The following is a 17549-nucleotide window of genomic DNA, read 5'->3' as shown; positions in this document are numbered from 1 at the left end:
AGCATCAACATGAGCAAGATTGAGTTAACGGGCGCGCACGACGCGCTGCTACATGTTCAGGATCTCCGGGTAACGTTCAAAACGCAGGACGGAGACGTGACGGCGGTTAATGATTTGAACTTCACGCTCAACGCCGGTGAAACGCTGGGGATTGTTGGGGAATCTGGCTCCGGTAAATCACAAACCGCGTTTGCGTTGATGGGGCTGCTGGCGCGTAATGGTCGTATTGGCGGCTCGGCACGTTTTCGTGGCAAAGAGATTCTCAATTTGCCGGAAAGCCAGCTGAATAAGCTGCGTGCTGAAGAAATCAGTATGATTTTCCAGGATCCGATGACCTCGCTGAACCCGTACATGCGCGTCGGCGAACAGCTGATGGAAGTGCTGATGTTGCACAAACGCCTGAGCAAAAGCGAAGCGTTTGAAGAGTCGGTCAAAATGCTGGATGCGGTCAAAATGCCGGAAGCGCGTAAGCGTATGAAGATGTATCCGCATGAGTTTTCCGGCGGGATGCGTCAGCGCGTGATGATCGCGATGGCGCTGCTGTGTCGACCAAAACTGCTGATTGCCGATGAACCGACCACGGCATTGGATGTAACGGTTCAGGCGCAAATTATGACGCTGCTGAACGAGCTGAAGCGCGAGTTTAATACCGCCATCATCATGATTACCCATGATCTGGGCGTGGTCGCCGGTATTTGTGACAAAGTGCTGGTGATGTATGCCGGACGCACGATGGAATACGGCGTTGCACGCGATGTCTTTTATCATCCAAGCCACCCGTATTCCGTCGGCTTGCTCAATGCCGTGCCGCGTCTGGATGCGGAAGATGAGGTGCTGGCGACTATTCCGGGTAATCCGCCTAACTTATTACGTTTGCCGAAAGGGTGTCCGTTCCAACCACGCTGCCCGTATTCAATGGATGTCTGCCACAGCGCACCTGCGCTCGAGTCTTTTGGTGATGGCCGCTTGCGCGCCTGCTTTAGAGCGATTGAGGAGGTGGTATGAACAACGCGGACGAGAAAAAGGTGTTGTTAGAAGTGGACGACCTGAAAGTCCACTTTGAGGTCAGAGATGATAAGCAGTGGTTCTGGCAACCGCCGAAAAAACTGAAAGCGGTCGATGGCGTGACGTTGCGTTTATATGAAGGTGAAACGCTGGGCGTGGTGGGGGAATCCGGCTGCGGTAAGTCCACACTGGCGCGTGCCATTATCGGACTGGTAAAAGCGACCGACGGACGCGTCACCTGGCTGGGCAAAGACCTGCTGGGCATGAGCGACGAGCAATGGCGTGCAGCACGTAGCGATATTCAGATGATATTCCAGGACCCGCTGGCGTCGCTGAATCCGCGCATGACTATTGGTGAGATTATTGCCGAGCCGTTAAAGGTTTATCATCCCGAATTGGATCGGCAGGCGGTAAAAGATCGCGTGAAAGCGATGATGTTAAAGGTTGGGCTACTGCCGAACCTGATCAACCGCTATCCGCATGAATTCTCTGGCGGCCAGTGTCAGCGTATTGGGATCGCGCGCGCGCTGATTCTGGAACCGAAGCTGATTATCTGTGATGAACCGGTTTCCGCGCTGGATGTGTCGATTCAGGCGCAGGTGGTGAATCTGTTGCGTCAACTACAGCGTGAAATGCGCCTGTCGCTGATTTTTATCGCGCATGACTTATCGGTAGTGAAGCACATTTCCGATCGCGTATTGGTGATGTATCTGGGTCATGCGGTAGAGCTGGGAACGTACGATCAGGTCTATCAAAATCCGCAGCATCCCTATACCCGCGCGCTGATGTCTGCGGTGCCGATTCCCGATCCCGATCAGGAACGAAACAAGAAGATACAACTGCTGGAAGGAGATTTGCCTTCACCGATCAATCCGCCATCGGGCTGCGTGTTCTGCACCCGTTGTCCGGTTGTCGGCCCTGAGTGCTCGAAAACCCGTCCATTGCTGGAAGGCAGCTTTACGCATGCGGTGTCGTGTCTGAAAGTCGATCCTCAGGCGCTGTTGCCGGTGGAAGAAGTCGAAGCTCAGTAAGCGGTTTTATCGGCTAGCGATGTAAAAAAGGCGTCTCCTACGGGAGTAATGCCAGTCAGTTAAGCAACTGACTGGCATTTTTTCTCAGCTTTTCGATATTTATAAGGTCTCTCTTTCACCACTCTCGGAAAGGCTCTTTCCCTTCTTATCGGCAGCTTCACCATCTGCCCCATACTTTCCAGATCTCGCAGTAGCTCAGGGATACGACCCGGCGATGCGCCCTGAAGCGTCATCAACATTCTCATGACCAGCCCGCAGGATTCTGAGAAGCTCAGCTGATTTGGCCAGTAACCTTTCAGTTGACTGGCCATTTTAATCATCTGATAACGCACCAGATTATACGCCAGCAGCACACCCCATAACTCCTGCTCCACAAGTTCCGGTTTTTTGCTTCTCAGTGTCAGTCTGCTCAGTTGCATTGTCTGTTTGATTTCACGGTAACCCAACTCGATTTCCCAACGGTGACTGTAAAGCTCAACCATTTCACCTCCCGGATAACGCATGCCATCGGTCATCGAGGTCAGTAACTGATAGGTTTTGCCTTTACGGCTATAGGTCAGTAATCGGGCTGTCACTTCTGTACTCAGTCCCGGCCATTTTTTGCGGGATTGTGGCGTCGTTTTCAACTGTACCAGATGATCGCCTTTTCCCAGTTTCCGGACCTCCTCGTAACGGGTACCTTTCTTAAGCGGTATCATCCAGTGTCGGTGTTCTCCCGCACGCTTCCAGGCATTCAGTAACCCTAATGAGTAATACCCTTTATCGAGCAGCGTCAGCGTATTATCTGCGGTCTGGTCTATCAGTTGCTCAGCCAGGGTATATTCGCTGTCTTTCATCGTACCGAAGGCTGCGGCGGTTATCAGATGGCTGGTCAGCTCCATCTGACAGACCATTTTGACCTGCGGGTAGGGGCCAGGTTGGCCGCAGTAAGTCTGGCGCGGGAAGGCGGCATCATTTTCAGGTGTTTCCTGTGTGCGCCAGACGACGCCATCCATCGCCAGTAACGTCAATCCACACCAGTGAGGATGTGCCACAGCGTTGTGCCACAAGTGAGCAGTGTGCGTGAACACCCGTCGAACGGCATCACTTCCGAGTCGCTGGCGGGCCTGGATAACCGCGCTGGGAGCAACAAAGGGACGGTTACCGGGCAGCATAATATCCAGCCGATTGACAATCTGATGAAGCGGCTCCTTACGTTCAAGCGCCATGCCGACAATGCACCAGACCATCATTTCGAGAGGAAGACGGCGTTTACGCAGGGTGACCACGCCGGACTCAGCAAGGCAACGAGCAATAAGTTCTGGGTCAAGAAAGTCGCCAAGAGAAGTCAAAGGGTTACGGGTCGAGTCGTAACGTGAAACGAGGTCGATGGCCTGAGAAATACGCATAAAAAATCCGGAAATGAAGAACATTTCCGGATTCTTACACAGCTATTGGATCGTTCAACTGATCCTTAACTGATCAGCATTACTCCTGCGGGAGATGCCTTACGTTGCTGACAATGTACGTTGAGCGTTGATAATGGATAGATCGTAAAGACGCTGTGAATACATCCTTGTACGCTCGAGCCGCGTAGATATGAATCTCATCCCTGAGATTCACCCTTGCAGGGCCGTCGCAAGCGACGTTCAAAGGCGTTCCTGACGCCTTTGTCCCTGTGTCGCGGACGCTTTACTCTTCTATTCCATTATCACCGTTTTCGTTTCGCAAATAGAATTACCCACGTTTTCAGTCACTTTGCATTGAGGCGAAACGAATTATTCTTTCCACAGAATGTGGCAAAGTTTGTGGTCTTTTTCCCGGCAAATCAGCACGCGGGCAAAAATATCCGTGATCTCTTCGCCTTCCTCTTCGGCCAGCCCAATGACGACTTCAGCAAAGAAGTCAGGGTTCAGATCGAAATCAACGTGCTCGGCCCAGTCTTCCGCGGGGTCGAATAACTCTGCACCGCCGCGCTCTTCGAATTGCAGGTTGAACAGTAAAATATCTGCCGGATCGAGGTTATCCGCCGCAAGCTCCAGAAAGATGTCGTAAGCCTGTTCCAATGCTTCGTCTTCGGTCAGGCGATTATTCAAATCCATAACGTAATTCCTGTTAATTCCCAATGACCCTATTAGAACACGGGAAAACGGGTATGCCCTAAATAATTTGAGTGATGGGGGAATAGCTATAGCAGGGGGCTGAAAAAGTAGAACAGCCGCTCGACGATGCGTTGCCAGTAAGGGCGGTTTTGCCACTGTGTCGCGTTTAACAGGCGTGAGCGGGCGATATAGTCTTCCTGTACGCAGGCTAAATCGCTGCCGAACCCGGCATCGTCAATCACCAGCGTGATTTCAAAATTCAGCCACAGGCTGCGCATATCAAGATTTACCGTACCGACCAGGCTAAGCTGTCCGTCGACCAGTACGCTTTTGGTGTGCAGCAGTCCGTCCTTGAATTGATAAATCTTTACGCCAGCGGCCAGCAGTTCTGTGAAGAAGGCGCGGCTGGCCCAGCCGACCAGTACGGAGTCATTCTTGTGCGGTACAATGATACTCACATCGACCCCGCGCTGGGCGGCGGTGCAGATGGCGTGCAGCAGGTCATCGCTGGGCACGAAGTAGGGGGTTGTCATGATCAACTGCTTACGTGCTGAATAGACGGATGTGAGCAGCGCCTGATGAATCATCTCCTCTGGGTAACCGGGGCCGGAAGCAATCACCTGAATGGTGTGGCCGCTTTCCTGTTCGAACGGCATGACGTTAACATCCGGCGGCGGCGGAAGCAGGCGCTTGCCCGTCTCCATTTCCCAGTCGCAGCAGTAAATAATCCCCAGCGTGGTCGCTACCGGCCCTTCAATGCGCGCCATCAGGTCAATCCACTGCCCGACGCCGGCATCTTGTTTGAAAAGACGGGGATCGACCATATTCATGCTGCCGGTATAGGCAATGCGGTTATCGATCAGGATAATTTTACGGTGTTGCCGTAAGTCCATACGGCGCAGGAAGGCACGAAACAGATTTACTTTCAGGGCTTCGACCAGTTCTATGCCAGCGGTGCGCATTAGCTCGGGGTGATGCTGGCGGAAAAATTGTACACTGCCAGCAGAGTCCAGCAGGATGCGGCAATGCACCCCACGGCGTGCCGCCTCGATAAGCGAAGAGGTGACTTGCTCGACCAGACCGCCAGGTTGCCAGATATAAAACACCATCTCGATGTTGCTACGGGCAAGTTCGATATCACGTAAGAGCGCTTTAATGGTGTCATCAAATGTGGTAATCAGTTGCAACTGATTACCTTTGACGCCGCCAACGCCCTGTCGACGTTCGCAAAGCTGAAATAACGCGCTGGCAACTTCGCTGTTTTCCGTCGCGAAAATACGGCGATACTCTTTTAATTCGCGCAGCCATTTTGCCGTTGATGGCCACATTTTGCTGGCGCGTTCAGCCCGGCGTTTGCCAAGATGGAGCTCGCCAAACGAAAGATAAGCGACAATACCGACAAGTGGCAGAATATAAATCACCAGTAACCAAGCCATTGCAGAAGGCACCGCCCGACGTTTCATCAGAATACGCAATGTCACACCTGCAATCAGCAACCAGTAGCTAAAAACCAGTAACCAACTTATTACGGTATAAAATGTCGACATAAAAGCAGCATAGTTCCCTTCTGCAAAGAATTAACAAAGTGTACGCATAGATTTATAAAAGGGGAAATGCCTTTCCTCTGAATAAAATAGCGTAGCTGGCTAAGAAGAGAAGAGCGGAGAGGGCAATTCACCGATTGTCGTCACGTATTAGGGGGGTATAATGCCCCGCGCGAGTGTATTAATAAGAGCCGCATCATGAAACGCAGTCGAAATGAAGTGGGGCGCTGGCGGATGTTGCGTCAGGTCCAGCGTAGAAGAAGTCGCTGGTTGGAAGCTCAATCACGTACGTATCGCCATATTCGCTCTGCCCGTTATTTGCAGCAAAAGCACAAACGGCGGGCACTGCTCTATGCGGTAACCTACGACTGGTAAGCCAGTGAGGAAAATAGCGACCCGAGGTATGGTCGCTATTTTTTATCACATTCCGGATCGCGTCCTGCTCCGGTTCATCCCATAACCGGAATGCGCTGCGCTATTTCTCTCTGATCGATCATCGGGTTACTGTCATCCTCCGTCGAGGGCAGGATAAACAGCGACACTGACGTATTTAAGCGTTCCGTTTGTTCCAGCAGCGAGGAGAAGGTGCGAGCGGAGGCTTCAACCTGTCCCGCATTTTCTCTGACCGTGTCATTCAGCGTACTGAGACGGGTGGTCACTTCATGAATGCTTTCGGTTTGCTGGTGCGATATTTCCGATATCTCGCTCAGAAATGTGCCGGTGCCTTTCGCCGTCTGAATGATGTTTTGCAGGCTATCATTCAGTTTGTTCACCAGCCGCGTTCCTGCGCTTACGCTGTTATCTGAATCACGAATCAGCACATTAATATTTTGTGCTGAATGACTGCTTTGCGACGCCAGCGTACCGACTTCCCGTGCGACAACGGCAAAGCCGCGTCCCATCGTCCCGGCTCGTGCGGCTTCTATTGCGGCATTCAGGGACAAAATATGTGTCTGAAATGCCACGTTTTCAATCATTCCAATGGCTTCTGTCATTTCGCGCGTTCTGCCTGCAATGTCTGACATCGCGGCTTTGACGTCATTCATCATGGTTTCGCCCTGTGCCGCGATCTTGCTGGTGTCTTCCGCATGCAGGTTGGCCTGCTGAGTATGCAGCGCATTTTGCTCGAGATGCTGGCTAAGCTGAATAATGTGCTCGGTAGTGGCTTTGAGTTCATGGGATTGGCGGTTAGCCTGCTCGGAAAGCTGGAGGTTATCCGCTGCAACCCGATCAACCTGCATCACCATGTGGTCAACGCCCTGGCGAACCTGATTGACTAACGTCACCAGACCTTCCTGCATTTGAATGACGCTGGTATTAAGCTGCCTAATTTCGCGTGTACCGCGTATCTCGGTATCTACCGAATGAGAAAGGTCGCCTGCGGCGATCAGCTTTAAATGGGCAATGATGTGCGTCAGTGGGCGAATAATCACTCGGCTCACACCGATCCAAACTGCGAGGGCGATCGCCAGTAAGAGCCCAAGAACCGTGATGAAAATCGTTTTAGCCTGATCGAGGGCGGATAAAAATTGTTGCCCGTGCTGCTTTTGCCGTGCATCAGTGTCTTGCAGGTAGTGTGAATATTTCTGGGTGAAATCGCTTTGATAGGCCTGAACAGGAACGGCAAAGAAAATGTCGATCTGGTTGGTGGTTTTTATTCCCTGAGCGAGTTCGACAAGCCCGGAATAGAGCTGGCTGTAACTCTTCTTCAAATCGACGAAAGCCGCAGTGTCGGCTTCCATCGTGGTGACCGTCCCCAGTTGTTGGTAGTGCTCCTGCGCCTGTTTGAGAGACACTTCTGCCTCATCCATCAGGCTGTGCCAACTGCCCTCAGACCCCGTTTCTTTGTCTACCAGTAGATAAATACCCGCGCGATTGAGTTTATCGCTGGCGTTCATCACTTCCATCCGCGCTTTATCCATTAACGCTTGTTGCTGGCGTAGGCTCTCGTTAGCCGAAATATCCTGTCGCACTTGCGTCATCGTTTGAGAAATGACGCCGACGGAAGCCAATTGCAGTAAAGAAAATAACCCAATGATCACTAACAATCCGGAGAGAATACTGAGGCGATGACGGCGGCGGATAGTGGCAATTCCGTTTCGCAAAATCGCTGGCATTAACATGATTGTTGACCCCCGCTATATGAATAGCGGTCAAACTATCACTGTTAAATGACTAAAATATTTCAGCTTTTAGCGGTGAGGTGATAGGCCATGATTTTCTGGTACAACCATGACCTATATCAATAGACTCGTCATACTTCAAGTTGCATGTACGTTGGCTGCGCTACTCGGCCCACTTACGTGCACTTCTCCCCGTAGGGGGCGCTGCAAGCAGCGTTCAAACCTGCCTCTGGCAGATTTGTCAGTCACCCGAATCACTTACTTCAGTAAGCTCATCGGGATGAAATGAGAGACATCCTGAAACTCGAATTATTTAGAGTATGACCCTTAAAACACTTTTTTGAATGGCTTCACGCTGACGTGTTTGTAGACATCTGCCGCGATGTAGGGGTCGGCGTCAGCCCATGCTGTTGCTTCATCCAGTGACGCGAATTCGGCGATAATGACGGAGCCGCTAAAACCAGCCTGACCGGGATCGTCGCTGTCGATAGCAGGTAAAGGACCCGCGGTAATCAGTCGACCCTGATCGCGCAATGCCTGTAGGCGGGCAAGGTGATCGGGTCTTGCCGACAGGCGTTTTGCTAATGAATCAACATTATCTTCAGCATAAATGACATAGAGCATAGTGGCCTCACAGGTAGGAAGGTACCCTTTTTCGTTTGGGATGCCGGGTTAGCGCCCTGTCGCCAAACGCTATCGGGTAAGAGACTCGTGTTTCTACCATCATACGTGATGTTGTTAGAAGACAATAGGTTGAAGACAATAGTTCGAGGACAATAGGTTGATTTGCCAGAGTAATCCCCCCACGATTTCTGTTTTTTTGCCAATTCCACGGGTTGTTATTGAATATGATTGCTATTTGCATTTAAACTTGGGCGGCATAAGAGGATAAAGACAGACTATGCCGCAAAAAAAGTTTTTTTTGACCCGCCGTTACTCATGGCCATTCATACTTTCAGTTGGTTTTCACGGTTCACTGATTGCAGGTTTGCTGTACGCATCGTTTAATAATTCAATCGAATTACCGCAGGAATCCAAACCCATCAGCGTCGTGATGGTGAACCCTGCGGCCTATGAAGCGGCCCCTGTTGCCAAATCTGCCCCCGAGCCGGAGCCGGTGAAACAACCAGAACCGGAGTCAGAACCCATTCCTGAACCGGAGCCATTGCCGCAGCCGGTTCCTATGCCATTGCCGGAACCCAAGCCGAAACCTAAACCGGAGCCCAAGCCCGTGAAGAAGGTTGAGCAGCCGAAACCAGTTAAACGTGAGCCGACCGTTGAAAAACAGCCGCCTTCGCCGTTTACCAGCGAAGAACCGACGCGTAATGTGAATAATGCGCCGGTGAAGCAGGCACCTGCGCCCGCTGCAAGCGCGCAGTCAAGTGGGCCACGTCCGTTGAGCCGTGCGCAACCTCAGTATCCTGCTCGCGCGTTTTCCCTGCGCGTTGAGGGGCGGGTAAAAATGCAGTTTGATGTGGACGAGTCTGGGCGTGTTGACAACGTTCGCGTGCTTTCTGCCGAACCGCGTAATATGTTCGAGCGCGACATCAAACAGGCGATGCGTAAGTGGCGTTATGAAGCCAGTAAGCCCGGTAAAGATTTGGTTGTGACCATCGTCTTTAAAATTGACGGTGGGGCGGCAGTCGAATAATTCATGTCAGAATAAAGAAACGGGGCATCATCTTTGGCAGATGACGCCCCGTTTTCGTATCGATCGCTATTCAAAGGGCTTACACCGATGAACGCTAAACGTTACTCACTTGGCGTGAAGTGGCTTTTGCCGGTAGGGAGTTCACGTGGATGACCTTCTTCATCGACCGCGACGTAGGTGAATAACGCTTCGGTAGCCCGATAGCGTTGGCCAATCGGTTCAGACGACACTTTCTTTACCCAAACTTCAACGTTAACGTTAATAGAACTCCGGCCAGTGCGTAAACAACGCGCATAGCAGCAAACCACATCGCCGACGGCGACAGGTTTTAAGAATGACATCCCATCAACCCGTACGGTAACAACACGCCCTTCGGCAATTTCTTTCGCCAAAATTGCGCCACCGATGTCCATTTGCGACATCAGCCAGCCACCAAAAATATCCCCGTTCGCATTGGTATCGGCTGGCATTGCCAGCGTGCGGAGAACCAGTTCGCCCTGTGGTAACACGTTTTGTGTGCTCATTGTGTATGCCTCGATTTAGCGATTACGGTTGCTCGCTTTTTTCTTCTTCTGATTTTTCCTGGTCGTCAGGCAAGTGACGGTAGATATAAACACCACAAAGCAGCGTAAACAGCAGCGTCACACCCGTCAGACCAAAGACTTTAAAATTGACCCACACACTTTGCGGTAGCCAGAAAGCAATATAGATGTTAACTAGCCCGCATACCAGAAAGAATACCGCCCAGGCTATATTCAATTTTCCCCAGACGGATTGCGGCAAAGTTAGCTCTTTACCCAGCATTTTCTGAATCAGGGTTTGCTTCATGACAAACTGGCTAACCAGCAGAGCGGCGGCAAACAACGCATAGATAATGGTAACTTTCCACTTGATAAACAGATCGTTATGAAACACCAGCGTTAGCGAACCGAAAACGACGACCATCACAAAGGTGACCAGCGTCATTTTCTCTATTTTACGATACATCACCCAGGTGACCGCGAGTGACAGCGCCGTTGCTGCAATTAATGCGCCCGATGCGATGTAGATGTCATAGAGTTTATAAGCTGCAAAAAACACGACCAACGGTATAAAATCAAGAAGTTGCTTCATTATGTCAATCCATCACTCAACAGTGTCGTAATGATAACCCACAAGAGTTATCCGGTAGCTCATGCCATTATCCTTCATTGTGGAACACCATTCCCGAGATATTGTAATAATTTGCAGAAAATTACGATTGGGCAAGTCGTGAACGAGGGAACGGGCGAAGCCTATGCCGCCAGAACGGCGGCATAGGTGAAGAGCAGCAATTACGCGCGCAGCAGCATATAAAGGCGGAACAGATAAATCAGCAGAATCGCGGAGATCAGGTTGCTTAACCCGTTCAAAACCACACCGAGCACGGTTGGTGAGGAAATGGGTAACTTTGACACCACCAGCAAAATAGCGATTTTAGCCAATAACCACATCACGATGGCAGGCGCGGTTGCGCGTAAGTTGCCATAGGCTAGTTTGGTACTTGCTTTAATCGCGCTGAAAATCCCGCTTTTTTCAGTGACGACTATCACGGGCGACAAACTCAGGGCGATAGCCAGCAGCACGCCAGGAATGACCAGCAGCATCATACCAAGCTGGATAAGCAGCGTGCACAGCAGGATCAGGAAAAGCAGGCGCAGTAAAAAAGGGGTGGAGGCGCCGATTGCACGTAGTGCGCTGGTGCGATGTCCGTCGGACACCAGTTGGATTAACATCAGAATCCCGCCCGTCAGCAGTACATTGCCGACTAACGCCGCAAAGGTGCCTGCCGCTGACATTTTTAGCAACACGGCTTGTTGTTCCGGCGTCATCTGCTGAATCAAGTCCATCAAACCGGATTCGACAGACGATGACAGATCGCTGCCGGAGGTGCTCAGAATCCGTAACTCGTCTACAGAAGGTGATAGCGCATGATTCAGTATGACAGTAATGAATGCCGTCAACAGTGACATCATTAAGATGCTGATGAACTGGTTGCGGGTAAAATTCATTGTGTCACGGTACAACGTGTTAGCCGTGATAGGCATGCAGGCTCCTTGAAAAAGATAAATCAACGGATAGAACTTAACTCACGATTGTAACCTGTTAATCCGTACTGTGGCACCCTGTCAACGATGTAATGCTGCTTTTCCCTTCAGTTATGAGAGACGGGGATGAAAATGTTACCAAAGGTGGCAGGCCATATTTTTCCCGAGCCCGGTTGCAGGCATCGTTGATCTGTCCATTTTCGCCGGATTGCATAAATTCTCGACAGGGTGAAGGGCGATTAACATAAATAGAACAACTAACGGTATCCCCGACGGTGCCTTCCAATGCCTGGCAGCGAGGCGTCTTGCTGTTCGTACCCGTCATACAGCGTAAAAAAGGGGAAACGGGTTCGGTGAATTGTGAAGGTACTGCACCACCGCCGTCATCGGCTTCAGCCCAATAGAAAGATACTCTGAAATAAGCGCAGCACGCGCCACAGTGCATACAGGTATTATCGCTCATTGGATGACTAACTGCCCCCATCCAGCGTGAATCACGTTAATGGAAATAAAAATCTACCGTTGAATGTGTTCGCGCGGTAATGCAATTTGCGGGCAGAGCACGTTATGTATTCTTTGTCATTTATTGATTTGGATCAATTCCATGATTTTTAATCAGTTAGCGATAAATGATATGGTTCAACTTGCGTGTAAAATCTTTAAAAGATGTGATCTGGCTTAAAACAAGAATACCTAGTTAGGGTTATATTTCGCTCGAAATTTAAACCCTATAAATGGAGTGGGTAATGAAAAAAGCATCTTTCTTATTATTGGCAGCGGCGCTTATGCCTACATTGGCACAGGCTCATCAAGCGGGTGATTTTATTGTTCGCGCGGGTACAGCAACCGTGCATCCACGTGAAAGCTCGGACAATGTGTTGGGTTTGGGAGAGTTTCAGGTAAATAGCAATACTCAGTTGGGTCTGACTTTTAGCTACCTGGTGACGGACAATATCGGTGTTGAATTGCTGGCGGCTACCCCGTTCAGCCACAAAGTCGGTTTGCAGAGCACGGGAACGATTGCAGAAGTGAAACACCTGCCGCCTTCACTGGTCGCACAATACTATTTTGGTGATGCGCAAGATAAATTACGTCCTTACCTGGGCGTTGGTCTGAATTACACGATGTTCTTCGATGAGAAATTTAATGATACAGGGAAGGGCGCAGGGCTGAGCGATCTGAGCCTGAAAAATTCCTGGGGCCTTGCTGCGCAGGCGGGGTTGGATTACAACCTGGACAAGAATTGGTTAGTCAACATGTCCGTATGGTGGATGGATATTGATACCGATGTGAAATTTAAAGCCGGTAATAATCAACAAAGTATCCATACTAAACTTGATCCATGGGCCTTTATGTTTGGCGTAGGTTATCGCTTCTGATTGTTAATTTAAGTTGATGTGAAGAATAAAAAATTTCTGGGAGAAATTTTTAACGAATGGCCTGTAAGGATGGCACGCCATAACAAAACGGCGACGTGAATAGCGTCGCCGTTTTTACAGACACAAAATAACTAACCAATAAGGATAACGCTATTTTTATTACAGCAATTATCTATAGGGGGAACCATTAGAAACTGTATTGTACACCAACGCGGTAGCGAGTTTGACGCTCATCGGTGGTTTTGTCTGGACCAACGACATTGCCAACGGCAACGTAAGGTTTCCAGTTTTTATCCAGTTTATAAGACAGGCTAACATCATGCTCAATCTTATAGTCCTTGTTATTCGTTAAAATGACTTTGTCATTATTGACTTTCTGATAGTCTAACTCGTAAGCAATCTGGAAATCTTTCAGGAATTTATAGCTAACAGCGGTCGTCAGGTTATAACCGTTTTCAGAGGTGTTTTTAGTTGTGCCGATGCTGTCACTATTACGTTTGTAGTACGGGCGATAGCGGAGTGATAATGCGAGATCGTCAGTAACGTTATAGGCACCACGCAAGTATGGACGATAGTTGTTATACGTTGAACTAGAGTCTAAAGAAAAACCGGGTTCCAGGGAGAAGGATTTGTCAAATTTATACAGATAACTGGCAACAACCTCAGTGCCATTGCTTACTGTCTCGTTATAGGGTTTGTTCGGCGTAGTATCTTTATCAGACTGTTTCCATTTGGCTTCTACAGAGAGGCCAAAACCGTTGTCAAAACGGTGAGACATTAGCAGACGATCTTTATGATCGTTCTTTGCTGTATCCTGCATTTCATGGCGATAGTCAATCGTCACCGCCATGGAGCTTAAGCTGATTAAGGAAGTTACCACCATCGTCAATATTTTAGCTTTCATTTTATTATCCCAAGTCAAAAAGAATTATTATCTAAAAACGCGCTGCCACTTTTGTCCAGCGGTTTTATTTTATTTATTATTTCTTACAGTAATGTGAACAAGATCGTTAAAAAGGAAAAATTTTGAATGTTCTTATTTATGTGATTTTCTTCGTATTTTATTGGCGGGATTTATGCGTTATTAAAAATAGCGATGACTGGAATATTTACCCGGTAGAAATTAAATAATTATTTCAATTTGAAAACATTTTTTACAATTATAATGATTTGGACATTCAATAATAATTGAAAATAATTTACTGCAATCAAATATGAAATAATTTGAAACATTATTTGGCGCGCAATAGTTATTGCATTAAGCATGAATTGCGCGCCAGAAAAGTGCTATGAACGCGTAGCGGCTTTCATTTCACTCACAAAGGTGTGTAACTCTGACAGCATGACGTCGGGCTGGTTCAGATTTTTTTCGATAATCCGTACGATCGCCGAGCCGGAAATGGCACCCGCAGCGCCTGATGCTAACGTTTCTCGCACCTGAGCCGGATCGGAAATGCCAAATCCTTGTAGCGGAGGAGCGGCATGATACTCGTTCAGTTTGGCTACCAGATGATTCAGCGGCAGTTGGGCGCGTTTTTCTGTCCCGGTTACGCCCGCACGTGACACCAGATAGGTGTAGCCACGGCCATAGGACGCGAGCTCGCGCAGTAACTCATCGTCAGCATTGGGCGGACAGATAAAAATAGGGGCGATGCCATGCCGCAGCGCAGCCGTACGGAAAGGGGTCGACTCCTCCACCGGAACATCCGCGACTAACACCGAGTCAACGCCAACCTGTGCGCAGCGCTGATAGAATTCATCAATGCCGTTGCTGAAGACCAAATTGGCATACATCAGCAGGCCAATCGGGATTTCCGGATATTTCTGGCGAATCGTCGCCAGCATTTCGAAGCACTGGCCGGGCGTGACGCCGGCGGCAAAGGCGCGCAGGTTGGCATCCTGAATGGTTGGACCATCCGCCAGCGGGTCAGAGAAGGGCACACCCAGCTCCAACGCGTCGGCACCCGCGGCAATTAGCGTGTCGATAATTTTCAGGGATTGCTCGGGAGACGGATCGCCCAGCGTCACAAACGGAACGAATGCGCCTTCCTTTTTCTCCGACAGGCGAGTAAACAGTTGTTGATAACGCTCCATTACATTTCTCCCCGATCTTTCAAAATATCGTGCACGGTAAAGATATCTTTATCACCACGGCCGGACAGGTTGACCACCAGTAGTTGCTCTTTTTCCGGTTCCGCTTTAATCATTTTCAAGGCGTGTGCCAGCGCGTGGGAGGATTCCAGTGCGGGAATAATACCTTCACCACGGCAGAGTGCTTTGAAGGCATCCAGCGCTTCGTCATCGGTAATCGAGACATAGTCAGCGCGGCCGATGCTGTTCAGGTAGGCGTGCTGTGGTCCTACGGACGGGAAATCCAGCCCAGCGGAAATCGAGTAGGACTCTTCAATTTGCCCGTCAGACGTTTGCATCATCGGAGACTTCATGCCGAAATAGATACCGAGGCGACCATGTTTTAACGGCGCACCGTGCTGCCCGGATTCAATGCCCAGGCCGCCAGGCTCAATGCCGATCAGGCGGACGTCAGTATCATCGATGAAATCAGCAAACATCCCGATCGCGTTAGAGCCACCGCCGACGCAGGCGAGTACCGCATCCGGCAAGCGACCTTCTTTTTCCAGAATCTGCGCTTTGGTTTCCTCACCAATCATGCGTTGAAACTCGCGCACGATAGTCGGGTAAGGGTGTGGGCCTGCTGCCGTTCCCAGCAGATAGTGTGCGTTTTCATAACTCCCAGACCAGTCGCGCAGCGCTTCGTTACAGGCATCTTTCAACGTGGAGGAACCGCTGTGAACCGGAATGACTTCTGCCCCCATCAGACGCATACGGAAGACATTCGGCGACTGGCGTTCAACGTCTTTCGCGCCCATATAAACGCGGCATTTCAGGCCGAGTAGAGCGCAAGCCAGTGCGGTCGCGACACCGTGCTGGCCCGCACCGGTTTCGGCGATAATTTCGCTTTTACCCATGCGCTTAGCCAATAGCGCCTGTCCGAGTACCTGATTGGTTTTGTGCGCGCCGCCGTGCAGCAGGTCTTCACGTTTCAGGTACAGTTTGGTTTTTGTCCCCGCGGTCAGGTTTTGACACAGGGTTAATGCCGTCGGGCGACCCGCGTAGTTTTTCAGCAGATCGGTAAATTCGGCCTGAAAGTCAGGATCTTTTTGTGCGCTGACGAAAGCCTCTTCCAGCTGGCGTAACGCTGGGATGAGGATCTGCGGAACAAATTGTCCGCCGAATTCACCGAAGTAAGGGTTGAGTAATGTCATAATTTTCCCGTCTGTTTTAGTGTTGCGGCTGACGTAGCGTCGCAAAAACCGCAGCAATTTTCTGTGAGTCTTTTTTTCCCGGCTCGCTTTCGACCCCGGAATTGAAATCCAGCCCTGCGCAACCCTGCTGTGCTGCCAGCGCGCAGTTATCACTATTCAGGCCGCCGGCCAACAGCACGTTATCCAGTGACTGGTTTGCCAGCAGCGACCAGTTGAAGGTTTTCCCGCTGCCGCCCTGACCGTTGTCGAACACGTAGCGATCGACGTGGGTGAGATTACGCGCTGGCAGCGTATCTGCGATGCTCAGTGCTTTCCAAATCTGGCAAGCCGCAGGTAATTGCTGACGTAGCTGGTCGATCGTCTGTTGATCCTCATCACCGTGCAGTTGAACGGCCGCTAACCCTAACTGCGTCGTGATAGCAACAATGTGTTCGACGGGCGCATTGCGGAAAACACCGACATAGCGCAGTGGGGCGCCAGTCATCACGTCAGTGGCTTGTTTGGCGTCAACATAGCGTGGAGAACTAGCGACGAAGATTAATCCGCCGTAGAGCGCACCCGCTTGATAGGCTGCTTGTGCGTCTGCGGCGCGCGTCAGGCCGCAGACTTTGTTCTCACCTAGAATAACGCGGCGTACCGCGCCGTTCAGATCCGGCTCGGACATCAGTGAGCTGCCGATCAGGAAGCCCTGAGCAAACTCGCTGAGTTCACGAATTTGCGCCTGGCAGTTGATACCGGATTCACTGATCACGGTGACGCCTGCGGGCAGGCGCGGTGCGAGCGTTCGGGTGCGATTGAGATCAATGGAGAGGTCGCGCAGGTCGCGGTTGTTGATCCCGACGACGCGCGCTTCAAGCTGAATGGCGCGCTGTAATTCTTCTTCATTACTGACTTCCGTCAACACGCCTAGCTTCAGGCTGTGCGCCACGTCGGCCAGTTGCTGATATTGCTCGTTGTCCAGCACAGACAGCATCAGCAAAATGGCATCGGCCTGATAGTAGCGGGCCAGGTAAATCTGGTAAGGCGAAATAATAAAGTCTTTGCACAACACCGGTTGATGTACTGCCGCACTCACCTGCGGCAGAAAGGCAAAGTCGCCCTGAAAATATTTCTCGTCGGTCAAAACAGAAATAGCAGACGCGTAGTCTTTATAGACCTGAGCAATGGCTACCGGGTCGAAATCGTCGCGAATCAATCCTTTTGATGGTGACGCTTTTTTGCATTCCAGAATAAACGCGGGCTTATCCTGTTTCAGCGCCTGATAAAAGTCGCGCTGGCTGGGAACAATTTCATGCTGAAAAGAGGCCAGTGGCTGTGCTTTCTCTCTCTCCGCAACCCAAAGCGCCTTATCGCGCACAATTTTATGTAATACGGTTTCCTGCATG

At 50.4% G+C, this 17549-nt stretch carries 18 protein-coding genes; 5 read left to right on the top strand and 13 right to left on the bottom strand.

Going from position 1 to position 17549, the window contains the following annotated elements; translation table 11 throughout:
• The first annotated feature begins 9 nt into the window (after nucleotides 1-9).
• Both O1Q74_RS10170 and oppF read left to right on the top strand, forming a co-directional pair.
• Nucleotides 10-1005, top strand: coding sequence for an ABC transporter ATP-binding protein (locus O1Q74_RS10170; protein WP_271878627.1), 996 nt, complete (start codon nucleotides 10-12; stop codon nucleotides 1003-1005).
• Nucleotides 1002-2036, top strand: a complete 1035-nt coding sequence (gene oppF, locus O1Q74_RS10165; protein WP_271878624.1) for a murein tripeptide/oligopeptide ABC transporter ATP binding protein OppF — start codon at nucleotides 1002-1004, stop codon at nucleotides 2034-2036. Before O1Q74_RS10170 ends, oppF begins: the two co-directional genes overlap by 4 nt.
• Nucleotides 2037-2095: 59 nt before the next feature.
• On the opposite strand, the gene O1Q74_RS10160 is transcribed toward oppF, so the two are convergent.
• The 3 genes from O1Q74_RS10160 to cls form a co-directional block, all read right to left on the bottom strand.
• A complete protein-coding gene (locus O1Q74_RS10160) occupies nucleotides 2096-3424 on the bottom strand; it encodes an IS4 family transposase (RefSeq protein ID WP_271874802.1) in 1329 nt (442 codons plus the stop codon).
• A 369-nt stretch (nucleotides 3425-3793) separates the two neighbouring features.
• Entirely contained in the window at nucleotides 3794-4117 is a 324-nt protein-coding gene (locus O1Q74_RS10155) for an HI1450 family dsDNA-mimic protein (protein WP_225088044.1), read from the bottom strand.
• Between the two features lie 86 nt (nucleotides 4118-4203).
• Nucleotides 4204-5664 carry a cardiolipin synthase gene (cls, locus tag O1Q74_RS10150; RefSeq protein ID WP_271878621.1) on the bottom strand — a complete coding sequence of 487 codons (1461 nt, stop codon included), beginning with the start codon at nucleotides 5662-5664 and terminating at the stop codon, nucleotides 4204-4206.
• 195 nt (nucleotides 5665-5859) lie between these two features.
• On the opposite strand from cls, the gene O1Q74_RS10145 reads away from it, so the two are divergent.
• On the top strand, nucleotides 5860-6036 hold the full coding sequence (locus O1Q74_RS10145) for a YciY family protein (protein ID WP_015840226.1): 177 nt from the start codon (nucleotides 5860-5862) through the stop codon (nucleotides 6034-6036).
• Between the two features lie 74 nt (nucleotides 6037-6110).
• On the opposite strand, the gene O1Q74_RS10140 is transcribed toward O1Q74_RS10145, so the two are convergent.
• Both O1Q74_RS10140 and O1Q74_RS10135 read right to left on the bottom strand, forming a co-directional pair.
• The gene (locus O1Q74_RS10140; RefSeq protein WP_271878616.1) at nucleotides 6111-7784 is read right to left on the bottom strand and encodes a Tar ligand binding domain-containing protein; all 1674 of its coding nucleotides are present in this window, start codon (nucleotides 7782-7784) and stop codon (nucleotides 6111-6113) included.
• Nucleotides 7785-8111: 327 nt separating this feature from the next.
• Nucleotides 8112-8408, bottom strand: coding sequence for a YciI family protein (locus tag O1Q74_RS10135; RefSeq protein ID WP_263059597.1), 297 nt, complete (start codon nucleotides 8406-8408; stop codon nucleotides 8112-8114).
• Between the two features lie 277 nt (nucleotides 8409-8685).
• On the opposite strand from O1Q74_RS10135, the gene tonB reads away from it, so the two are divergent.
• Nucleotides 8686-9435, top strand: coding sequence for a TonB system transport protein TonB (gene tonB / locus O1Q74_RS10130; protein ID WP_271878612.1), 750 nt, complete (start codon nucleotides 8686-8688; stop codon nucleotides 9433-9435).
• A 101-nt stretch (nucleotides 9436-9536) separates the two neighbouring features.
• Here tonB and yciA read toward each other — a convergent pair whose 3' ends face one another.
• The 4 genes from yciA to O1Q74_RS10110 form a co-directional block, all read right to left on the bottom strand.
• On the bottom strand, nucleotides 9537-9959 hold the full coding sequence (gene yciA, locus O1Q74_RS10125) for an acyl-CoA thioester hydrolase YciA (protein ID WP_271878610.1): 423 nt from the start codon (nucleotides 9957-9959) through the stop codon (nucleotides 9537-9539).
• A gap of 22 nt (nucleotides 9960-9981) precedes the next feature.
• The gene (locus O1Q74_RS10120) at nucleotides 9982-10548 is read right to left on the bottom strand and encodes a septation protein A (protein ID WP_271878607.1); all 567 of its coding nucleotides are present in this window, start codon (nucleotides 10546-10548) and stop codon (nucleotides 9982-9984) included.
• 200 nt (nucleotides 10549-10748) lie between these two features.
• Nucleotides 10749-11501 carry a YciC family protein gene (locus tag O1Q74_RS10115; protein ID WP_271878604.1) on the bottom strand — a complete coding sequence of 251 codons (753 nt, stop codon included), beginning with the start codon at nucleotides 11499-11501 and terminating at the stop codon, nucleotides 10749-10751.
• A 58-nt stretch (nucleotides 11502-11559) separates the two neighbouring features.
• Complete coding sequence (locus tag O1Q74_RS10110; protein WP_271878603.1) at nucleotides 11560-11964, bottom strand: YkgJ family cysteine cluster protein; 405 nt, start codon at nucleotides 11962-11964, stop codon at nucleotides 11560-11562.
• A gap of 283 nt (nucleotides 11965-12247) precedes the next feature.
• On the opposite strand from O1Q74_RS10110, the gene ompW reads away from it, so the two are divergent.
• On the top strand, nucleotides 12248-12880 hold the full coding sequence (gene ompW / locus O1Q74_RS10105) for an outer membrane protein OmpW (protein WP_271878600.1): 633 nt from the start codon (nucleotides 12248-12250) through the stop codon (nucleotides 12878-12880).
• Between the two features lie 187 nt (nucleotides 12881-13067).
• Here the strand turns inward: ompW and O1Q74_RS10100 are convergent, their stop codons facing one another.
• The 4 genes from O1Q74_RS10100 to trpCF all read right to left on the bottom strand — a co-directional run bounded on the left by O1Q74_RS10100 (nucleotide 13068) and on the right by trpCF (nucleotide 17548).
• Nucleotides 13068-13784: an oligogalacturonate-specific porin KdgM family protein gene (locus O1Q74_RS10100; RefSeq protein WP_271878597.1), complete on the bottom strand. Its 717-nt coding sequence runs from the start codon at nucleotides 13782-13784 to the stop codon at nucleotides 13068-13070.
• 383 nt (nucleotides 13785-14167) lie between these two features.
• The gene (gene trpA / locus O1Q74_RS10095; protein ID WP_271878594.1) at nucleotides 14168-14974 is read right to left on the bottom strand and encodes a tryptophan synthase subunit alpha; all 807 of its coding nucleotides are present in this window, start codon (nucleotides 14972-14974) and stop codon (nucleotides 14168-14170) included.
• Nucleotides 14974-16167: a tryptophan synthase subunit beta gene (gene trpB / locus O1Q74_RS10090; protein ID WP_271878866.1), complete on the bottom strand. Its 1194-nt coding sequence runs from the start codon at nucleotides 16165-16167 to the stop codon at nucleotides 14974-14976. The genes trpA and trpB overlap by 1 nt, the downstream gene beginning before the upstream one ends.
• Before the next feature lie 13 nt (nucleotides 16168-16180).
• The gene (gene trpCF, locus O1Q74_RS10085; RefSeq protein WP_271878591.1) at nucleotides 16181-17548 is read right to left on the bottom strand and encodes a bifunctional indole-3-glycerol-phosphate synthase TrpC/phosphoribosylanthranilate isomerase TrpF; all 1368 of its coding nucleotides are present in this window, start codon (nucleotides 17546-17548) and stop codon (nucleotides 16181-16183) included.
• Nucleotide 17549 lies beyond the last annotated feature (1 nt).

The organism is Pectobacterium sp. A5351 (genome assembly GCF_028335745.1).
Taxonomy (GTDB): domain Bacteria; phylum Pseudomonadota; class Gammaproteobacteria; order Enterobacterales; family Enterobacteriaceae; genus Pectobacterium.
This window is presented reverse-complemented; position numbering and strand designations above follow the sequence as displayed.